The organism is Cupriavidus sp. WGlv3 (assembly GCF_023952475.1).
GTDB classification, from domain to species: domain Bacteria; phylum Pseudomonadota; class Gammaproteobacteria; order Burkholderiales; family Burkholderiaceae; genus Cupriavidus; species Cupriavidus phytorum.
Genome location: NZ_JALHRX010000009.1, coordinates 1 through 20,961 on the forward strand (window position 1 = coordinate 1; position 20,961 = coordinate 20,961).

Annotated in this window: 12 protein-coding genes; 9 read left to right on the forward strand and 3 right to left on the reverse strand. The window is 70.3% G+C overall.

The genetic code is table 11. From position 1 onward, the window contains the following. The 4 genes from MKD38_RS16125 to MKD38_RS16140 all read left to right on the forward strand — a co-directional run. A partial coding sequence (locus MKD38_RS16125; RefSeq protein ID WP_256505112.1) for a non-ribosomal peptide synthetase occupies positions 1 to 8,282 on the forward strand: 8,282 nt, incomplete at its 5' end. 177 nt (positions 8,283 to 8,459) lie between these two features. Further along, complete coding sequence (locus MKD38_RS16130) at positions 8,460 to 10,589, forward strand: TonB-dependent siderophore receptor (RefSeq protein WP_252678231.1); 2,130 nt, start codon at positions 8,460 to 8,462, stop codon at positions 10,587 to 10,589. A 96-nt stretch (positions 10,590 to 10,685) separates the two neighbouring features. Next, positions 10,686 to 11,846, forward strand: coding sequence for a PepSY-associated TM helix domain-containing protein (locus MKD38_RS16135; protein ID WP_252678232.1), 1,161 nt, complete (start codon positions 10,686 to 10,688; stop codon positions 11,844 to 11,846). Next, the gene (locus MKD38_RS16140; RefSeq protein WP_252678233.1) at positions 11,843 to 12,037 is read left to right on the forward strand and encodes a hypothetical protein; all 195 of its coding nucleotides are present in this window, start codon (positions 11,843 to 11,845) and stop codon (positions 12,035 to 12,037) included. Before MKD38_RS16135 ends, MKD38_RS16140 begins: the two co-directional genes overlap by 4 nt. On the opposite strand, the gene fhuF is transcribed toward MKD38_RS16140, so the two are convergent. Then, entirely contained in the window at positions 11,979 to 12,770 is a 792-nt protein-coding gene (gene fhuF / locus MKD38_RS16145; RefSeq protein WP_252678234.1) for a siderophore-iron reductase FhuF, read from the reverse strand. The genes MKD38_RS16140 and fhuF overlap by 59 nt on opposite strands. 682 nt (positions 12,771 to 13,452) lie before the next feature. Between fhuF and MKD38_RS16150 the strand changes: the two genes are divergently transcribed. Genes MKD38_RS16150 through MKD38_RS16165 form a run of 4 tightly spaced genes read left to right on the forward strand, consistent with a single transcriptional unit; the run spans position 13,453 to position 18,630 of the window. Next, positions 13,453 to 15,093, forward strand: coding sequence for a cyclic peptide export ABC transporter (locus tag MKD38_RS16150; RefSeq protein WP_252678236.1), 1,641 nt, complete (start codon positions 13,453 to 13,455; stop codon positions 15,091 to 15,093). Between the two features lie 25 nt (positions 15,094 to 15,118). Beyond that, positions 15,119 to 16,144 carry an alpha/beta hydrolase gene (locus tag MKD38_RS16155; protein ID WP_252678237.1) on the forward strand — a complete coding sequence of 342 codons (1,026 nt, stop codon included), beginning with the start codon at positions 15,119 to 15,121 and terminating at the stop codon, positions 16,142 to 16,144. A gap of 60 nt (positions 16,145 to 16,204) precedes the next feature. Next, positions 16,205 to 17,275, forward strand: a complete 1,071-nt coding sequence (locus MKD38_RS16160) for a GNAT family N-acetyltransferase (RefSeq protein WP_252678238.1) — start codon at positions 16,205 to 16,207, stop codon at positions 17,273 to 17,275. Further along, a complete protein-coding gene (locus MKD38_RS16165; RefSeq protein WP_252678239.1) occupies positions 17,272 to 18,630 on the forward strand; it encodes a lysine N(6)-hydroxylase/L-ornithine N(5)-oxygenase family protein in 1,359 nt (452 codons plus the stop codon). Before MKD38_RS16160 ends, MKD38_RS16165 begins: the two co-directional genes overlap by 4 nt. Here the strand turns inward: MKD38_RS16165 and MKD38_RS16170 are convergent. Then, positions 18,594 to 19,352: a 4'-phosphopantetheinyl transferase family protein gene (locus MKD38_RS16170; protein ID WP_252678240.1), complete on the reverse strand. Its 759-nt coding sequence runs from the start codon at positions 19,350 to 19,352 to the stop codon at positions 18,594 to 18,596. The two genes, MKD38_RS16165 and MKD38_RS16170, sit on opposite strands and share 37 nt — an antisense overlap. 247 nt (positions 19,353 to 19,599) lie before the next feature. Here MKD38_RS16170 and MKD38_RS16175 point away from each other — a divergent pair, with 247 nt between their 5' ends. Further along, positions 19,600 to 20,151: an RNA polymerase factor sigma-70 gene (locus tag MKD38_RS16175; RefSeq protein ID WP_252678241.1), complete on the forward strand. Its 552-nt coding sequence runs from the start codon at positions 19,600 to 19,602 to the stop codon at positions 20,149 to 20,151. Between the two features lie 22 nt (positions 20,152 to 20,173). On the opposite strand, the gene MKD38_RS16180 is transcribed toward MKD38_RS16175, so the two are convergent. Next, positions 20,174 to 20,923, reverse strand: a complete 750-nt coding sequence (locus MKD38_RS16180) for a dienelactone hydrolase family protein (RefSeq protein WP_252678242.1) — start codon at positions 20,921 to 20,923, stop codon at positions 20,174 to 20,176. Between the last annotated feature and the right edge of the window lie 38 nt (positions 20,924 to 20,961).

The following is a 20,961-nucleotide window of genomic DNA, read 5'->3' on the forward strand; positions in this document are numbered from 1 at the left end:
ACGCCGCCCAGTGCAGCCTCGATCTGGCCGAGGGTCCGCTGCTGCGTGTTGTCGCGCTGCAAGGTGGCGAGCGCTGGCAATTGCTGCTGGTGATCCATCACCTGGTGGTCGATGGCGTGTCGTGGCGCGTGCTGGTCGAGGATCTGCGCGACGCGTACGCGCAACGCCGGCAAGGCCAGCCTGCCGTGCTGCCCGCACGCACCGCGTCGTACCAGCGCTGGTCGCAGGCGCTGCGCGCCAATGCCAAAGAGCGCGGTGGCGAAATGGCGCACTGGCGGGCGCTGGCGCAAGCCGATGCCAGCCTGCCTTGCGACGAACCGACGGGCGCCATGGCCATCGCCGAACGCGACACCGTCACGCTGACGCTGCCGGCCGAACTGACCCAGGCGCTGCTGCAGCGCACCCCAGCGGCGTACCGCACGCGCGTCAACGACCTGCTGCTGACGGCGCTGGCGCGAGCACTGGCCGGCTGGAGTGGCCGCGATCGGGTGCTGATCGACCTCGAAAGCCATGGCCGCGTCGCCGGGGTTGACGATACCCTCGACCTGAGCCGCACCGTCGGGTGGTTCACGACGCTGTTCCCGGTCGCGCTCGAGGGCACGGGCGCGCTCGATGGCGCGATCAAGGCGGTCAAGGAGCAATTGCGGGCGGTTCCTGGTGATGGCATCGGCTTCGGCCTGCTGCGTCGCTTCGGCTCGCCCGCGCAACAGGCGGCGCTGGCCGATGTGCCGAAGCCTGAAGTGGTGTTCAACTACCTGGGCCAGCTCGACGCCAGCTTTGCCGACGACAGCCCGTGGCGGCTCTCGGGCGACAGCGCGGGCGCCAACCAGGACCCTGCCACGCCGCTGTCGCATCCGTTGTCGATCAGCGGGCAGGTGCAGGACGGTCAGCTCAAGCTGTCGGTGGCCTATGCCCGCCGACGCTATCGCAGCGCAACGATCGAAGCGCTGGCGGCGGCGTTTCGCGCCGAACTGGAGGCGGTTGTCGCCCATTGCACCGCCGGGGCCGCGGGCCTGACGCCGTCCGACTTCCCGCTCGCCCGCCTTTCGCAGGCCGGGCTGGATGCGCTTGGCCTGGCGCCGCAGCAGGTGCAGGACCTCTACCCCTTGTCGCCGATGCAGGCCGGCATGCTGTTCCACAGCGTGTTTGGCGAGCGCGGCAGCGCCTATACCAACCAGCTGCGCGTCGATGTCGACGGCATCGAGCCGGATCGCTTCCGCGCCGCATGGCAAGCCGTGCTGGCGCGCCACGACACCCTGCGCAGCGGCTTCCTGCACCGGGCAGACCCGCCGCTGCAGTGGGTGGCCAGGCAGGCGGCGCTGTCCGTGCTGGTCGAGGACTGGCGCGGACGCGGCGCGGACGAGATCGACGCCTTCGCTGATGGCCAGCACGCGCAGGGCTTCGACCTCGAGCGCCCGCCGCTGATGCGCTTGGCACTGCTGCGCACCGGCCCGCATCGCCATCATCTGGTCTGGACCGTGCACCACCTGCTGCTCGACGGCTGGAGCACCGCGCAACTGCTCGGTGAAGTGCTGCGCCACTATGCCGGCGAAACGCTGCCCGCCAGCGGCGGCCGCTTTGCCGACTATATCGGCTGGCTGCAGTCGCGCGACGCCGTCGCCGGCGAAGTCTTCTGGAAGGCGCAACTGGCACCGCTCGACGCGCCGACCCACCTGCTGGCGGCGCTGCCGGCCCCGGAAGACGGCCAAGGCCAGGGCGAGCATCACCACGAACTCGACGCCGCAGAAACCAGCGCGCTGGCTGGTTTTGCCCGCGCGCAGAAGCTCACGCTGAACACGCTGGTGCAGGCTGCCTGGCTGTTGCTGCTGCAGCGCTGCACCGGCCAGCCGTGCGTGGCCTTCGGCGCCACCGTGGCCGGCCGCCCGGCCGAGCTGCCGGGCGCGCAGCAGATGCTGGGGCTGTTCATCAATACGCTGCCGGTGATCGCGTCGCCGCGTCCGCAGCAAGCGGTGGGCGACTGGCTGCGCGAGGTGCAGGCGCTGAACCTGGCGCTGCGCGAGCACGAGCACACCCCGCTCTACGACATCCAGCGCTGGGCCGGCCAGGGTGGCCAGGCCCTGTTCGATTCGATCGTGGTGTTCGAGAACTATCCGGTCGATGCCGCGCTGCGCCGCGCTCCTGCCGGGCTGTCGTTCTCCGGCATCGGCAACCGCGCCGAGACCAACTACCCGCTGACGCTGCTGTTCGCGCATACCGACACGCTGCACCTGACCTGCCGCTTCGACCGCGCACAGCTGGCCGAGCCGCATGCCGCGCAGCTGGCACGGAGCCTGTTTGCGGTGCTGCGCCAGCTGGCCGCCGACGCGGCGCGTCCGCTGGGGGAGATCGCGCTGATGGCGCCGCCCGAGGCACGCGCCGCGCTGGCGCTGGGCGCCGATCCGCAGCCCTATCCCGCCGCGGAACCGGTGCACCGTCTGTTCGAAGCCCGTGCTGCCGCCCATCCCGACGCGATTGCGCTGTGCTTCGGCGAAGAGCGCCTGACCTATGCGGCACTGAACCGCCGCGCCAACGCGCTGGCGCATCGACTGATCGCGCAAGGGGTTGGCCCGGACGTGCCGGTCGGCGTGCTGGCCGAGCGCTCCGTCGAAATGGTCGTCGCGCTGCTGGCCATCCTCAAGGCCGGCGGCGCCTACGTGCCGTTCGATCCGGACTATCCCGCCGACCGCCTGGCCTACATGATCGAGGACAGCGGCGTGGCGCTGGTGCTGATGCAGCGCCCCGATGCGATGCCGGCGCTGTCCCGTGCCGTGGCCGGCGTCGACCTGGCCGATCCGGCGCTCTATGCGCAGCGCGGCGAGCATAATCCGTCGCCCGCGCTGTCGCCGGAAAACCTGGCCTACGTGATCTACACCTCCGGCTCCACCGGCCGGCCCAAGGGCGCCGGCAACCGGCACGGCGCGCTGCACAACCGGCTCTGGTGGATGCAGGCGCAGTACCAGCTGGGTGCCGGCGACACCGTGCTGCAGAAGACTCCGTTCAGCTTCGATGTCTCGGTCTGGGAGTTTTTCTGGCCGCTGATGACGGGCGCGCGGCTGGCGCTGGCGGCGCCGGGCGACCATCGCGACCCGCAGCGGTTCGCCGCGTTGATCGCGCAGCATCGGGTCACCACGCTGCATTTCGTGCCGGCGATGCTGCAGGCCTTTGTTGCCGATGGCGCCGTGGCCGCCGCGTGCGCCAGCCTGCGCCACATCGTCTGCAGCGGCGAAGCGCTGCCGGCGGACCTTGCCCGGCGCACCATGGCCTTGCTGCCGCAGGCGGGCCTGCACAACCTGTACGGCCCCACCGAGGCGGCCATCGACGTCACCCACTGGACCTGCCGCGACGACGGCGGGCATGCGGTGCCGATCGGGCGCCCGATCGCCAATGTCTGCGCGCATGTGCTGGACGGAGCCATGCATCCGGTGCCGGACGGCATCGCGGGCGAACTGTATCTCGGCGGCGCCGGCCTGGCGCGCGGCTATCTCGGCCGCGCCGCGCTGACCGCCGAGCGCTTTGTCGCCGATCCGCACGGCGCGCACGGCGAGCGGCTCTATCGCACCGGCGATCTGGCGCGGCGGCGCGCCGACGGTCAGATCGAATACCTGGGGCGGCTCGACCACCAGGTCAAGATCCGCGGCCTGCGCATCGAGCTGGGCGAGATCGAGACATGCCTGCTCGCGCACGGCAGCGTGCGCGAGGCCGTGGTCATCGCGCTTACCGGCGACGGACCGGCGCGGCTGGTGGCCTATGTCGTGCCCGCCGCCGGTTCGGCGATCGACACCGACGCGCTGCGCGGCTGGCTGGCGCAGGCGTTGCCCGACTACATGGTGCCCGGCGCCATGGTCGTGCTGGAGCGCATGCCGGTCACGCCCAACGGCAAGCTGGACCGCCGCGCGCTGCCGTCGCCCGAATTCGCCGGTACCAGTGCCTACGAGGCGCCGCAGCCCGGCGTGGAAGCGGTGCTGGCCGGCACCTGGGCCGCGGTGCTGAAGGTGGCACGCGTGGGCCGCCATGACAACTTCTTCGAACTGGGCGGCGATTCGATCCTGAGCCTGCAGATCGTCGCGCGGCTGCGCGCGCTGGGCTGGCTGCTGACGCCGCGACAGCTGTTCGAGCGGCAGACGCTGGCGGCGGTGGCCGAGGCGTTGTCGCCGCTGGATCAAAAGGCCGACGTGGTGCATACCCAGGCATCGCCGCGCCGGACCAGCCTGCGCAGCGAGGACTTTGCGCTGGCACGCCTGTCGCAAGGCCAGCTCGACGGCCTCGGCCTCGACGCCGCGCGGGTGCAGGACCTGTATCCGCTATCGCCGATGCAGGCGGGCATGCTGTACCACAGCGTGGCGCGCGCGGATGCCGGCAGTGCCTATATCAACCAGCTGCGGGTCGAGGTCGAGGGGCTCGACCCCGGCCGCTTCGCCCGGGCCTGGCGCGCGGCGCTGGGTTGCCACGATGCCCTGCGCACGGGCTTCCTGCAGCGCGGCGAGCAGCCGCTGCAATGGGTGGCGCACGCGGTAGAACTGCCGCTGGTCGAACACGACTGGTCGGCGCAGCCGGCCGAGGCGCTGCCGTCCGCGCTGGACCAGTTCGCGGCGGCGGACCTGGCCAAGGGTTTCGACCTGGAATGCCCGCCGCTGATGCGGCTGGCATTGGTGCGCACCGGTCCTGGCCGGCATCACCTGGTCTGGACCGTGCACCACCTGCTGCTCGATGGCTGGAGCACTTCCCAGCTGCTGGGCGAGGTGCTGAAGCGCTATGCGGGCGAGACGGTGGCGCCGCCCGAAGGCCACTTTGTCGACTACATCCGCTGGCTGCAGCAGCGCGATGCCGGCGCGGCGCAGGCGTTCTGGTCCGGCCAGCTCGATGGCTTCGACACGCCCACGCGGCTGGCGCAGGCGCTGCCGGCGCCGGCCGGCAGCGAAGGCTACGGGCTGCTGCAGCACGACTGCGGCGCGGCGCTGACCGAACGGCTGTCAGCCTACGCCCGCGCGCAGAAGGTGACGCTCAACACCGTGGTGCAGGCCGCGTGGCTGCTGCTGTTGCAGCGCTACACCGGCCAGCGCCGCGTGGCCTTCGGCGCCACCGTGGCCGGCCGGCCCGCGGACGTGCCTGGCAGCGAGCAGATGCTGGGGCTGTTCATCAACACATTGCCGGTGCTGGCCGCGCCACGGCCAGAGCAGGCGGTGGGCGACTGGCTGCGCGAACTGCAAGGCTTCAACCTGGCCGCGCGCGAGCATGGGCACACGCCGCTGTCCGATATCCAGCGCTGGGGCGGCCAGGCCGGCCAGCGACTGTTCGACAGCATCCTGGTGTTCGAGAACTTCCCGCTCGAAGACGCGCTGGCATCCGCCAGCCGCAGCGGCCTGCGCTTCGCCACGCAGGGCAGCACGGGCCTGACCGAATACGAGATGGACGTCGAGGTCAGCCTGCGCCAGACGCTGCGGCTCGGCTTCACCTACATGCGGCGCGCGTTCGACGCCGCTCAGGTGGCGCGCATCTGCGCGCAGATGACGGGGCTGCTGGAAGCCATCGGCACCGTGCCGGGACAAACCGTTGGCGCGCTCAGCCTGCTGACGCAGGATGAGCACGCGGCACTGCTGGCGCTGGGCCAGGGCGAAGCGCCTGCCGGCGAGACCCTGCCGGTGCACGCGCACATCGCCCGCCACGCCGCGGCCCGCCCCGACGCCGTCGCCGTGATCTGCGGCGAACAGGTGCTGCGCTACGGCGAGCTGCTGGCCCGCGCCGACCGCCTCGCTGCTGTGCTGCGCGCACGCGGCATCGGCGCCGAGGATCGCGTTGGCATCGCCCTGTCGCGCTCGCCCGATTTGATCGTCGCACTGCTGGCCGTGATGCGCAGCGGCGCCGCCTACGTGCCGTTCGATCCCGCCTATCCCAGGGACCGGCTGGCCTACCTGTTCGACGACAGCGCGATCCGGCTGCTGGTCACCGAGCCCGCGCTGCTCGATGCGCTGCCCGCGCCGGCGGCGCTGCCCGTGCTGACGCTCGATACGGTCGACGATGGCATCGCGCCGCTGGCGGAGCAGCCGATCCACCCCGGCCAGCTCGCCTACGTGATCTACACCTCGGGCTCGACCGGCCGGCCCAAGGGTGTCTGCGTCGCGCACGGCCCGCTCGCCATGCACGTGGCCGCGACCATCGACGCCTACGAGATGGGCCCCCATTCGCGCGAACTGCATTTCCTCTCGTTCGCCTTCGACGGCGCCCACGAGCGCTGGCTGTGCGCGTTGGCCTGCGGCGGCTCGCTGCTGCTGCGCGACGATGCGTTGTGGACACCGGAGCAGACCGCCGCGGCCATGACCCGCCACGGCGTCACCAACGCCGGCTTCCCGCCGGCCTACCTGCGCCAGCTGGCCGAGCATTGCGAACAGAGCGGCGAGTGTCCCCCCGTGGCGCTCTACTCGTTCGGCGGCGAGGCCATGCCGCGCGCCGCGTTTGCCCAGGCACGCCGCGCGCTGGCACCACAGACCTTTATCAACGGCTATGGCCCAACCGAAACCGTGGTCACGCCGATGGTCTGGAAGGTACGCGCCGACGCGCCTGAAGCCGAGTTTGCCGGCACCTATGCGCCGATCGGGCGCCCGGTCGGCGCGCGCCGCTGCTACCTGCTCGATGCCGAACTGAACCTGGTGCCGCCGGGCGTGGCCGGCGAGCTTTACATCGGTGGCGAGGGGCTGGCGCGGGGCTACCTGAACAAGGGCGGCATGACCGCCGAGCGTTTCGTTCCGGATCCGTTTGCCGGCGATGGCGCGCGGCTCTACCGCACCGGCGACCTGGCGCGCTGGCTGCCCCACGGTCAGCTCGAATACCTGGGTCGCATCGACCAGCAACTGAAGATCCGCGGCTTCCGCATCGAGCCGGGCGAGATCGAGGCGCGCATCCTGGCGCAGCCCGGTGTCGGCAACGCGGCGGTGATCGCCGCCGAGGGACCGTCCGGTGCGCGGCTGGTGGCGTATGTGGTGCCCGCTGGGGGCGCGACCGTGGATGGCGCCACGTTGCGCACCGCGCTGTCTGCCGAGCTACCGGACTATATAGTGCCGGCCGCCTTCGTCGTGCTCGACACCCTGCCGCTGACGCCCAACGGCAAGCTCGACCGCCGTGCCCTGCCTGTACCGGGAGCGGAAAGCGCCGACCAGCACGTGCCCCCGCGGACCGAAGCGCAACGCTGGCTCGCGCAGGTGTGGCAGGACGTGCTTGGCGTGCCGCGCGTGGGGCTGGACGACAACTTCTTCGCGCTCGGCGGCGATTCGCTGCTGAGCCTGAAGGTGATTTCCCGCGTGCGCGCCAACCGGGCACTGGGGCTGGACCTGAAGCTGCGCGACCTGATGCGGACGCCGACCATCGGCCAGTTGCTGCCGGACGGCGAGCCTGCCGCGGCCTTGCCGGATGCCACGCCCGCCGCCGCGCTGCGCGTGCTCGCGCCTGGCCCGGCAAACGCCACGCTGCCGCCGGTGGCCTGCGTCCACGCGGCGCTGGGCACGCTGTTCGACTACGACGCCATCGTCGCGGAGCTTGGCGCGCAGCGCACGGTCTATGGCTTCCAGGCGCGCGCGCTGGCCGATCCGGCATGGCGCGACGCGTCGCTGGCATCGATCGCGGCGGACTATGTGCGGGAATGGCGCGTGGCGCAGCCGCAAGGGCCTTACCTGCTGCTGGGCTGGTCGCTCGGCGCGGCACTGGCCACGCTGATGGCGCGCGAGCTGGAGGCACAGGGGCAGACGGTCCAGTGGCTGGGCCTGGTCGATCCGTTCGTGCCGGAGCCGCGTTCGCACGCCAGTGCGGCGCCCGGCTGGCCTGCGGCGCTGGCGGCGTTTGCCGAGCGACTGCTGCCCGGCGCGGAACCGCTCGCGCTGCCGCGCGATGCCACTCCCGAGCCCGACGCCGAAGCCGTACGCGCCCTGCTCGCGCCGCGTATTGCCGCGTCCACTGCACCACAGGCCGCGCTGGGCGCGGACGAGCTGGCGCACATGTTCCTGGCTGCGCACCGGCTGGGCTTGCTGGCCGCGGCCCAGCGCACGCTGCCCGTGGTAAGGACGCCGCGCGCGGTCTGGTGGCGCACCGGCCGTGACGGCGCTGCCGCGCGGCTGGCCGGCTGGCTCGGCGCACCGCGTGAAGAGACCGTGCTGGACGGCGTGGACCACCACGCCATCGTGCGCGACCCGCGTTTGCTGGCGCAGCTGGGCCGCAGCGTCGAGGCCCGCCCCGAGCCCGAGCGCGAAACCGAAGCGCCGCACCCGGCTACCGGCACGGCCACCCTCCCGACGTAGGAGGCTGCGAATGAAATTTCTTAACGCTAATAACAATGATTTGCATTTACAATACGGCCGAAATCAAGAAAGCCGAATTCCAGGAGGAATATGCACAGGGGTAGAACGGGTCGCCCGGGCCGGGGTCGGCCAGGCCATCAACCATTTGCGCTGACGGCGCTGGCGCTGGCAGTCTCCATGCAGTGCGCGCAGGCGCAGGACAGCGGCACGGCGCAGGCGCGCACCACCGCGGAGGTACAGCTGCCGACCGTCAGCGTGCGCGCCGACAGCGTCGAGAACTACGGGCCGGCGAACAAGAAGTCGGTGTCCGCCACCAAGTCCGATGTGCCGATCGCGGACACGCCCCAGTCGATCAGCGTCATCACCGCCGACCAGATGCGCGCCCAGGGCGTGCAGCGGGTCGAGGAAGCGCTGCGCTACAGCGCCGGCGTGCGCACCGAGCCGATCGTCGATACGCGGCGCAGCACGTACATGATCCGCGGCTTCACCGTGTCCCAGAACAGCCAGTACTGGGACGGCCTGAAACTGCCGGCGTCCGGCGGCTACGGCGGCTGGGAGCTGGAGCCGTACAGCCTGGAGCGCGTCGACGTGGTGCGCGGCCCGTCGTCGGTGCTGTACGGGCAGACCTCCCCCGGCGGCCTGATCAACCAGATCAGCAAGCGGCCGCAGGCGGAGACCGCCAACGAGATCAACCTCAGCTTCGGCAACTTCGACCGCAAGGAGGTTTCCGGCGACTTCACCGGCGCGCTCGACCAGGACGGCAAGGTGCTGTACCGCCTGACCGCGCTGGCGCGCGACAGCGGCACGCAGACCGACATGGCCGGCGACGACCGCTTCTTCATCGCGCCGCAGATCACGTGGCGCCCCACTGATGCCACCAGCTTCACGGCCTACGCGCAGATCTACCACGACAACGCCGGCAACAGCGCCAACTTTTTGCCGGCGCTGGGCACGGTCACGCCGCTGGCCAACGGCTCGAAGATCCCGACCGACCTGTTTACCGGCGAGCCCGGCTTCGACCGCTTCAAGCGCGAGCAGTACCTGGCCGGCTATGAATTCTCGCACCGCCTGAACGATACCGTGACGCTGCGCCAGAACCTGCGCTACGGCCACATGTACGTCAGCTACGAAAACATCGGCGGCAACGGCGGGCTGGTGGCGAATCCGCCCAACGGGCCCTACCTGATGCGGCGCATCGGCTTGCGCTCGAACGAGTCGTTCGACCTGTTCACGGTCGACAACCAGGCGCAGATCAAGGTCAGGCATGGCATCTTCGACCATACCATCCTGACCGGCATCGACTACTCGCGCTCGACCTTCAACCGCCTGCGCGGCCTGACCGGCAACACGCCGGCCGCGCAGCCGCCGCTGAATATCTTCAACCCGGTCTACGGCAACTTCGTCGCGCCGAACTACCAGACCGACGAGGACACCACGCGCAGCCAGATCGGCTTCTACCTGCAGGACATGGTGCGGATCTCCGACCGCTTCATGCTGCAGCTGGCCGGGCGCTATGACAAGGCCAAGGTCAGCACCGACACGCGCGCGCTGTCGACCAACGCGGTCACCCGCACCGGCAGCGACGACGGCAAGTTCACCGGCCGCGCCGGCCTGCTGTGGGAAGGGCCGTACGGTCTCTCGCCCTATGTCAGCTACTCGACCTCGTTCGAGCCGGCCACGGCGGTGCCGCTGTTCGGCGGCGGCACGCCGCAGCCGACCACCGGCAAGCAGTACGAGGCCGGCCTGAAATGGCAGCCCACGGGCAGCCGCAGCTTTGCCCAGCTGTCGTTGTTCGACCTGACCCAGGCCAACGTGCTGACCACCTCGCCGGTCAGCGGCTTCTCGTCGCAGCTGGGTGAAGTGCGGTCGCGCGGCGTGGAGCTGGAAGGCACGTGGTCGGTCACGCCCAACTTCAACATCCTGGCGTCGTACACCTACACCGACGCCGAGGTCACCAAGGCCGGCCCGAACGCGCCCAACGCCGGCAAGACGCCGCAATACGTGCCGCGCCACATGGCCTCGCTGTGGGCGGACTACCGACTGTCCAGCGGCTTCCTCGCCGGGGTCTGGCTGGGCGGCGGCGTGCGCTACGTCAGCAAGACCTACGACCAGACCAACGTGACCGAGGTGCCGGGCTTCACGCTGGTGGACCTGGCCGCGAGCTATTCGTTTGCCCGGCACTACACGCTGCGGCTGAACGTCAACAACCTGTTCGACAAGACCTACGTCGCCGCATGCGACAGCGCCACCAACTGCTACTACGGGCGCCGCCGCACCATCATCGGCACGGTGACGTACCGCTGGTAAGCCGGGCATGGCCTGGCATGCCTATACCTGGCGACAGGCACGGCCCCGCACCCGCAACCCGGGTGCGGGGCCGTGCCCTTGCAGGAGTCCCATCACATGAAAGCCCCCACGCTACGCTTCTGGTACGCCATCCATCGCTGGACCAGCCTGCTCTGCACCCTGAACCTGCTGGTGCTTTGCCTCACCGGCCTGTTGCTGATCTTCCACGAGGACATCGACGCGCTCGCCGGCCAGGAACACCACGGCCTGGTGTCGGCCGAACGCACCCTGCCTGTGCCGGCGCAGCGCCCGCTGCTGCAGGGCATGGTCGACGCGGCGCGCGCCGCCCATGCGGGCCAGACGCCCAAGTCGATCGCCTTTGCCGAGGATGACGCCGATGCCGTCGGCGTGCGGGTCGGCCCGCCCGGCGAGCCCAAGCTGCGCCACGGCACCACGATCCAGTTCGATGCCGCCACCGGGGCGCCGCGCAAGCCCGGTCCGGCCGGCGAGACCGTCAGCGGCTTCATTCTCAAGCTGCACCTGAACCTGTTCCTGGGCCTGCCCGGGCAGTTCTTCATCGGCTTTATCGGCGTGCTGTTCGCACTCAGCCTGATCAGTGGCCTGGTGCTCTACGGTCCCTTCATGCGCAAGCTGGCCTTCGGACTGGTGCGTTTCGGCAAGCCGGTGCGCGTGGTGCAGGCGGACCTGCACAACCTGTTCGGCATCGTGGTGATGGTGTGGGCGCTGGTGGTCGGGCTGACCGGCACCTTCCTGTCGTTTTCGCCGCTGATCATCGGGCTGTGGCAGAAGACGGAACTGCAGCATCTGATCGCCACCCTGCCCGGCCCGACGCCGCCGAAACTCGTGCCGGTCGACCGCGCGCTGGAGGCCGCCCACCAGGCCGTGCCGGGCAAGGATCCGGCCTTCGTGTTCTATCCCGGCACCGAGTTCTCCACCGGCCGCCACTACGGCGTGGTGCTGCGCGGCCATACCGAGCTGCAGAAGCGCGTCTATGCGATCGTGCTGGTCGATGCAGGCGACGGCAGCGTCGCCGCGGTGCGCGGCATGCCGTGGTACCTGCAGGTGCTGCTGCTGTCGGCCCCGTTCCACTTCGGCGACTATGCCGGCAGGCCGCTGCAGATCCTGTGGGCGCTGCTGACCGCGATCACGGCGGGGGCCACCGTGACCGGGCTGATCTTCTGGCTCAGGCGGCCGCGGCGCAGCCGCGAGGAGGCGCGCGCACCGCTGCCGCCGCAACTGTCGGGAGACCAGGCATGAAGCTGATCGACGATACCTGGCCGATGCCGGTGCTGCTGGGCGCGCTGTCGCTGGGCGGCCTCGCCGCCGGCATTTTTGGCGATGGCGCGTGGGATGCGCTGTGCTGGGTCGGCCTGGGCGTGCCGGTGGCGGTTACTGGGGGCTGGCTATGGCGGCAGCGGCGCGCGCGGAAGCAGTCTCCGCACCGCTGAGCCGGGCGCGTGCCCGCGCATCCGCCATCAGCGGGCACGTGCCGCAATACCGTTCGCCGGGCAGGCGATGGTTCAGGCAGCAGATGCGCCGCACCGCCGTTACGCCGGGTACCCCGGGCTCCGCGCCTGGACGGAAGGCGCCGTGGAAGGGGTTGCCGAAGCCGTCGGCGGACACGGCATTGCTGCTCCAGGCCAGCACTTCCGCGCGTTGTGCCGCGGCAAGCGTGGGATGTGCGGCCAGTTGCCGCGCGACGCCGGCGGCGGCGACGCCACCGGTGCACCAGAGCAAGCGCGGTGATATGCCCGCGGCGGCGGCGAAGGCTGTCACCACTTGCGGCAGATGTTGGATGAGCAATGGCGACAGCAAGCGCGGCAGCGTCCCTGCGGCCGGCGCGCCGTCATCGGGCAGAACCAGGGTGGCCAGACGGCCATCGGGCGCGGCTTGCCATGCGAGCGCCGGATGATCGAACGGGAGGCCGCGCCGATGCAGGGTTGCGGCCACCAGCGTGCCTGGCAGGATTGCCAGCGTGTAGTCGCGGAACCATGCGGCTGCGAGCGCGCGCCGATCATTGCAACTCAGTGCCTGCGCCAGGCTGGCGAGGCAGGCATCCGCCCAGCTGCGGTCCAGGGCCGCGGTGCTGAGCGGGGGGTGGGCTGACTGTGCGGCAATGGACAGGCGCTCGCCGAACGGGCGTAGCGGGCCGGTAAAGAATGGCGCAAGCAAGGGGATCATCGGGGTTCTGGTGCGCGCGGCCCCGCGCCATATGCGGGGGTGCCTTACGGATGACGAATGCGCTGGAGTGGAAATTAGTGGCGCTGGCGGGTTATTGTGGTTGGTTTGGTTTGGGTGTCGTGCTTGGCGGGCGTGGCTGTTTCGCCGGCGCAGCCGGCGACCTACTTCTTGGCCGAGCGCCAAGAAGTAGGCAAGAAACGCGTCGCCTGTGCGGCTGGCAATCAATTCCGCGGCGTGGGTGGTTCGGGAGGTGGTGATTTCCGTTTGGCGTGGGTGCCCGTTCGAACCTGCTAACGCTATGTGAGTCAGGGGCGGTGCCTTCGATCACCTGCTTTTGAACGATCCCAACAGGGTGTAGGCAGCCTGCTGCTGGCGCTATCGGTGGGACGCCTTCGGCTGCGCTGCGCGCGCTTCCAATCTTAGGTCTACTGCTCTGGCACGGAGTGCATCGCTGCGCTCGCACGCGTTGTCGCGGGCGATCTCTCTGGCTTTTGTTGCCCGCTTGTTTGCTCCCCTCTCCCGCTCGCGGGAGAGGGGCCGGGGGTGAGGGCCGGCGCATCCACGAAGTCAACCGCATCCATCTGCGCGCATCACCTCACCCCCGGAATTCCGCGACGAACCTAATTTTCCCCCGCCGCCGCACGTCATCCGCTCAGTAACGACCCTCCGCCTCCAAGCCCGCATGACGCTATTTGCCTCCCTGCCGCGCACGCTGCGCCTTACCATCGTCCTGGCCGCCGCGGCCAGCCTGGCCGCCGGCCTGTGCGCGGTCGGCATGGTGGCGCTGATCAACCGCGTGCTGGCCACGCAGGGCGCCGAAGCGCCGCGGCTGGCGCTGCCGTTCGCGGCGCTGGCGATCGCGGTGCTGGCGTGCCGCACGCTGGCGTCGACGCTGTTCGTGCGCGTCAGCCAGAGCGCGCTGGCGCGCATCCGCGCGCAGATCTGCGAGCGCTTTATCGGCGCGCCCTATCCGCATATCGAGCAGACCGGCAATGCGCGCGTGCAGGCGGCGCTGGCGGACGACAGCACCCATGTCGCCAACGGCCTGTCGGTGATTCCGGTGGTGCTGACCAACGCCATGGTGGTGCTGGGCTGCCTGGGCTACCTGGCCTGGCTGTCGTTGCCGACCTTCGCCATTGCCTGCGCGATCCTGGGTGTGGGTTCGTGGATCTATCACCTGAACCACCGCCGCGCGCTGGTGCACCTGAAGCAGGCCGGCGTCGCCCAGGACGCGCTGCACGGCCAGTTCAAGGCGCTGGTGGCCGGCGCACGCGAACTCAAGCTCAACCATGACAAGCAGCGCGGCTTCCTGCGCGACAGCCTGGGCACCACGCTGGAGGCAGTGCGCGCGGCGCGCACGCGCGGCCTGTCGATCTTCTTCGTGGCGCTGGGGTTCGGCAGCTTCCTGTTCTTCGCGGTCATCGGCGGCGTGCTGTTCGCGCCGCGCGCGACGCCGCTGGATCCGGCGGTGATGACGGGCTTCACCATCATGTTCCTGTACATCATGTCGCCGCTGGAATCGCTGCTGAACGCGCTGCCGGCGCTGAGCATGGGCCGCGTCGCCTACGCGCGCATCGAGGCGCTCGGCGCCGATGCCGACCCGGAAGCGCCGCCGGGCGCGGCGCCTGCCGCGTCGTTCTCGTCGGTGGCACTCGACGGCGCCAGCCACCGCTACTTCCACGAGGGCGAGAACAGCTTCTTCGCGCTCGGGCCGGTCGACCTGGTGCTGCGCGCCGGCGAGATCGTGTTCCTGGTGGGCGGCAACGGCAGCGGCAAGACCACGCTGGCCAAGCTGGTCGCGGGGCTGTACCCGCCGCTGTCGGGCCGCCTGCTCCATAACGGCAAGGCGGCCGACCCGGCGCGGCTGGCCGACTACCGGGCGCTGTTCTCGGCGGTGTTCTCGGACTTCCACCTGTTCGACACGCTGCTCGCGCACGACCCGCAGGACGAGGCCCTGGCCAACCGTCTGATCGAGCGCTTCCAGCTCGGCCACAAGGTCAGCGTGCGCGCGGGCCGCTTCACCACGCAGGCGCTGTCGCAAGGCCAGCGCAAGCGGCTGGCGCTGATCGTCGCCTGCCTGGAGCGCCGGCCGGTGCTGATCCTCGATGAATGGGCCGCCGACCAGGACCCGCTGTTCAAGGACATCTTCTATCGCGAGGTGCTGCCGGAACTGCGCGCGCAGGGCAAGGCGATGCTGGTGATCTCGCACGACGACCGCTACTTCGGCCTGGCCGACCGCGTGGTCAGGATCGAGAACGGGCAGATAGCCGGCGACACCGCGCCGCCCGTCGCCACGCCGGTGCCGGAAGCCTCCGCCGCCTGACCCCTTCTTCCCCTCCGTACCGATCATGGCACTGCATCCCGATCTCGAAGCGCTGCTCGACATGGTGGAAATCGCCACCGCGACCGGCAAGCGCCCGGTCATCCACCAGCTCACGCCGGCGCAGGCGCGGCGCGAATTCGACGCTGCCTCGGCCGCGCTGGACCTGCCGCCCGAGCCGCTGGCGCGGGTCGAAGCGCTGCTGGTCCCGACCCGCGACGGCCAGCGGCTCGATGCTCGCCTCTATGCGCCGCGCGCGCACGGCGACGGGCCGGCGCTGCCGGTGCTGCTGCACTTCCATAGCGGCGGCTTCACCGTCGGCAGCCTGGACTCGCATGCCGCGCTGTGCAGCGCGCTGGCATCGCGCACGCCGTGCGCGGTGCTGTCGGTGGCGTACCGGCTGGCACCGGAACACCGCTTCCCGACCGCGGCCCACGATGCCATCGACGCGCTGGCGTGGCTGGGCGCGCACGCCGCCACGCTGGGGCTGGACCCGGAGCGGATTGCGGTGGGCGGCGACAGCGCCGGCGGCACGCTCGGCGCGGTGCTGGCGCTGGCCGCGCGCGACGACCCCGCGCTGCCGCAGCCCTGCCTGCAGGTGCTGTGCTACGCGGGACTGGGCGGGCGCACCGACACCGATTCGCACCGGCGCTACGGCCAGGGCTACCTGCTGGATACGGAGACCATCAAGTGGTTCTACCGCCAGTACCTGCGCGATGCCGGCGACCGTCGCGACTGGCGCTTCGCGCCGCTGCTGGCGCCCGATCATCGCGGCGTGGCGCCGGCCCTGCTGGTGCTGGCCGAGTGCGATCCGCTGCGCGACGAGGGCCATGCCTATGCGCGCAAGCTGGCCGACGCCGGCGTGCCGGTGACGGTGCGCGAGTATGCGGGCATGGTCCACGAGTTCCTGCGCATGGGCAATATCGTTGCCGATGCGGCGCAGGCGCATGAGGACATCGCCGAGGCGCTGGCGCAGGCGTTTGCCTGTGTGCCGGGCCGCGTGCAGCCGCTCGCGGCGGACCTAAATTCGACGGCCGCTGCCTCGTCTCGATAGGCAAGACGGGCAGCGCCTCGCGCGTGCCCGCAACCATCGCCTCGCCTGCACAGGACTTCGATGCCGACTACGCTCTCTCCCTTCCCTCGCCACGTCTCCTTCGCCGCCGACCCCGCGCTGCGCTGCGAAAGCCGCTTCGACGGCGCGCAGCTTACCGTCACGCAAGCCGCCGCCGCGCCGGTGCGCTTCGCGCTCGACGGCGACGCGCTGCGGCTGCTCGATACCGAGGCCGATGCCGCCGCGCTGGCGCATGCCGCAATGGCGGCACTGGACGCCGCGTTTGCGCACGGCGCGCCGCGCACGCTGCGCGTCCAGCTCGAGTCGCGCGACGCCGAGCGACGGCTGCATGCGCTCGGCGTGCTGGTGCGCGATGCGTCCGGCGCGCGCGGCAGCGTGGCCCATGCCGGGCTGCTGTGGCAACGCCCCGAGCTTTACCTTGCGCCATCGGCCGGGCCGTATCCGCTGCGCTATGCGCTGACCGACGGCAAGCGCCATCCGCAGCGCGCGCCCAAGCCGCACGGCGTGGTCTATGCGCGCCATATCCCCTGGCTGGACCGGACGCTGACGCTGCGCGCCGCCGGGCTCGAGCGCGACCTGCCCCTGCTGCACCGCTGGATGAACGACCCCGAGGTGGCGTATTTCTGGAACGAGGAAGGCGACGAGGCCAGGCATCGCGCCTACCTGCAGGGGCTGATCGACGACCCGCACATGCTGCCGCTGATCGCCGCCTTCGACGACGTGCCGTTCGGCTACTTCGAGGTGTACTGGGCCAAGGAAAACCGCATCGCGCCGTTCTATGACGCGCACGATCACGACCGTGGCTGGCATGTGCTGATCGGCGAGCCGGCCTTCCGCGGCAAGGCCTTCCTGACCGCCTGGTTCCCCGCGATCCAGCACTACCAGTTCCTCGACGATCCGCGCACGCAGCGCATCGTGGGCGAGCCACGCGCCGACCATGTGCGCCAGATCGCCAACCTCGACAAGGCCGGTTTTTCCAAGGTCAAGGAGTTCGACTTCCCGCACAAGCGCGCCATGCTGGTGATGCTGCTGCGCGAGCGCTTCTTTGGCGAACACCTGCTGTTCCCCTCCCTGGCCACCCCTTCGACTGCTCAGCAAGGACCGAACCCATGACGCTACGCGAGATTTCCCCGGCCGCCCACGACCTGGTCGGCATCGGCTTCGGGCCGTCCAACCTGGCCCTGGCAATCGCGCTGCAGGAGCAGGCCACGGCCGGCCGCACGCTCGACGCGCATTTCATCGAGAAGCAGCAGGACTACCAGTGGCACGGCAATACCCTGGTGGCCCAGAGCGAGATGCAGATCTCGTTCCTGAAGGACCTGGTGTCGATGCGCAACCCCACCAGTCCGTACAGCTTTATCAACTACCTGCACCGCCACGGGCGCCTGGTCGATTTCATCAACCTGCGCACCTTCTACCCCAGCCGCATGGAGTACAACGACTACCTGCGCTGGGCCGCCAGCCACTTTGCCGCGCAATGCAACCATGGCGAGGCAGTGGCGCGGATCGAGCCGGAAGCCGAGCGCGGCCGCATCGGGCGCGTGCGCGTGGTATCGGTCGATACGCAGGGCCGCGAGCACACGCGGCTGGCGCGCGCCATCGTGTTGTCGACCGGCGGCACGCCGCGCATTCCGGAGGCGTTTGCCGGCCTGTGCGGCGACCCGCGCCTGACCCACCACAGCGGCTACCTGAACTGGATCGGCACGCAGCCGTGCGCCAGCGGCAAACCGATGCGCATCGCCGTGATCGGCGCCGGCCAGAGCGCTGCCGAGGCCTTTATCGACCTGCATGACAACTATCCTTCGGCCAAGGTGGACTGGATCATCCGCGGCGCGGCGCTGAAGCCGGCCGACGACAGCCCCTTCGTCAACGAGATCTTCGCGCCGGCCTACACCGATGTGGTGTTCGAGCAGGCGCAGGCCGGCCGCGACCGGCTGATCGACGAATACCTGAACACCAACTACTCGGTCATCGACGCCAACCTGATCGACCAGATCTACGCCATGCTGTACCGGCAGAAGGTGTGCGGGCAGTTCCGCGTCAACCTGCTCACCTGCAAGGCGGTGCAGGCCGCGCAATGCAGCGCCGGCGGCATCGAGCTGGCCATCGGCGCCACTGCGCCGGGCGCGCCCGCCGATACCGACACGCGCCGCTACGATGCGGTGGTGCTGGCCACCGGTTACGAGCGCGAAAGCCATCGCCGGCTGCTGGCGCCGCTGGCGCGCTACCTGGGCGATTTCAGCGTCGACCGCAACTACCGCGTGCGGGCCGCGCCGGAGCTGGCGGTGCCGGTGTACCTGCAGGGCTTCTGCCAGAGCAGCCACGGACTCAGCGACACGCTGCTGTCGGTGCTGCCCGCGCGCGCCGAGGAAATCGCCAGCGACATCCACGACGCGCTCGCCGGCGAACGCCGCTGGATGGCGCAGCCGGCTCAGGCGGGCGGCAACCAGGCGATCGCCGCCGCGTAATCGTCCGGCGCGGCAAGCCGGTACAGCTGGATCCGCGCCAGCGCCGCCGCATGCCCGGCGAGCTGGCCGGCGAGTTTGCCAGATTCAGCCACCACGGCCAGGCGGCCCGCGCCGCCCTGCCCGTCCGCCACCACCGACACATGCTGCAGGTGGTCGGCAATCCCCAGTCCCGACGCCTTCAGCAGCGCCTCCTTGGCCGTCCATAGCAGGAAGAACGCACGCGGCCAGGCCTCGGCCGACAGCGGCGCCAGCCACGCGCGCTCACGCGGCGTCAGGCAGTGCGCGGCCAGTTCGCGCATCGTCGCCAAACCCAGAGCCGGGTCGATGCGCTCGATATCGACGCCGACCTCACCGCCTGCTTCCGCCAGCGCGATCCACGCGTAGTCCCCCGCATGCGCGACGTTGAACGCCGGTGCCGCGATGCCGTCGAGATAAGGCTTGCCATGGCTGCCGGTGCGGAAACGCAGCGTGGACGGCGCGCACTCCAGCCGCTGCGCCAGCATGGTACGCAAGGCCACGCGCGCGCCCGTGAAGCGGCTGCGGTCAGCGGCTTGCCGCAGCGTGGCGCAGTGCGCCTGCTCGGCAGGGGCCAGGCAGCTGGCAACCGCAATCGCCGCCGCATGCACCGGATCGGCCAGATCCACCTGCCACAGCGACAACTGCGGCACCGGCGCCGGGAGGCGGCGCGGAAATTCGGCATGGGGAAGGTTTCGACAGTCCATCCAAGTCGTGACGAATGGCGGCGGCACAAATTTAAGGAGGCTCCGACGGACTAGGAAGCGGCCTAGCGCCACCTGCCCCGCCCCTAGACGAAGCATCCACCGAGAAATTTAATTTCTCTCATATGCCGAAACGGTGCCATTAATTTCAATCTGGATAACATCTGCGTTACGTTTTACTTTATTGCGAATCATTCGCATTCGTATTAACGTACGACTCCGCACCGCAGCAAACCCAGGAGCCGCCCCCATGCTTTCCCTGACCGAAACAGGCCTACACGCCGCTCCCATCCTGGCAGGCGATTCCCTGCTCGGACTATTCGTAGCCAACCGCCGCGCCCTGGTCGGCGCCGCTGCGCGCATCGTGGGCACCCGCGACCAGGCCGAGGACGTGGTCCAGGACGCCTTCCTGCGCCTGCGCGGCATGGCCGACGAGCCGTCGATCCGCTGCCGGCTCAGCTACCTGTTCCAGGTGGTGCGCAACCTCGCCATCGACACCTACCGCCGCCAGACGCTCGAGCAGAAATGGATGGCGCCCGAAGACGAAGGCATCAACGCGCCGTCGCCCACGACAACGCCCGACATCATTGCGATGGACCGTCAGGCGCTGTGCGCGCTGGCCGGCGCGCTGGCGGAACTGCCCGAGCGCACCCAGCGCGCCTTCGAGATGTGCCGGCTGCAGGGCATGACGCAGAAGGAAATCGCGTCGGAGCTCGGGGTCTCGCCGACGCTGGTGAATTTCATGGTGCGCGACGCCTGCATCCATTGCCGCGCCAGGCTGACGCGGCAACAGGCGATCTGAACGCGATGCGCCGGTCCTGCCGCTACGCAGCCACTGCGAACCGCTCCGCCAGGAACGCCGCGCATGCCGCCCACGAGCGCCGGTCGGCCGCGGCATCATGGACGATGCCGCGCTCCGGGAAGTTGGCGCCCTCGAACGTAAACGCGTGCTGCGCATGGCCATAGGCATGCAGCTGCCAGTCGGCTCCGGCCTGCGTCAGCTCGGTGGCGATGCCGAGCACGTCCGCGGGCGGCGCCACGGGATCTTCCCAGCCATGCAGCAGCAGCACGCTGGCGTCGATGGGGCCCTGCGCGCCGATGCGCGGCGGCTGCAACACGCCGTGGAAGCTGACCGCGGCCACCAGGCCGGGGGCGGCGGCGCGTGCCAGGTCGAGCGCGCACAGGCCGCCGAAGCAGTAGCCCACCGCGGCCATGCGGCGAGGGTCCACGCCGGGCAACCGCGTGGCCGCGGCAACCCCGGCCAGCAGCCGCCGGCGCAGCAAGCGGCGGTCGGCCAGCAGCGGGTTCATCAGGTGCGCGTTGTCGCCCTGCTCGTCGCCGCGCACGCCCTTGCCGTACACGTCGGCGGCAAAGCAGGGATAGCCGAGTGCCGCGAAGCGGTCGGCGCAGCGGCGCATCGCCGCGTTCAGGCCGCTCCACTCATGGGCCAGCACCACGCACGGCGTGCGTGACGCGGCCATCGCGGCCGGCCTGGCGAGGTAGCCCTCGAAGACCGTGGTGCCATCCGTATAAGAGATAAAGCCGCGCTCCGGCGGCAGGCTTGCAGCGTTCATGGTTCCCTCCGTTCAGGCTGCCAGCATGCGGCCGCGCG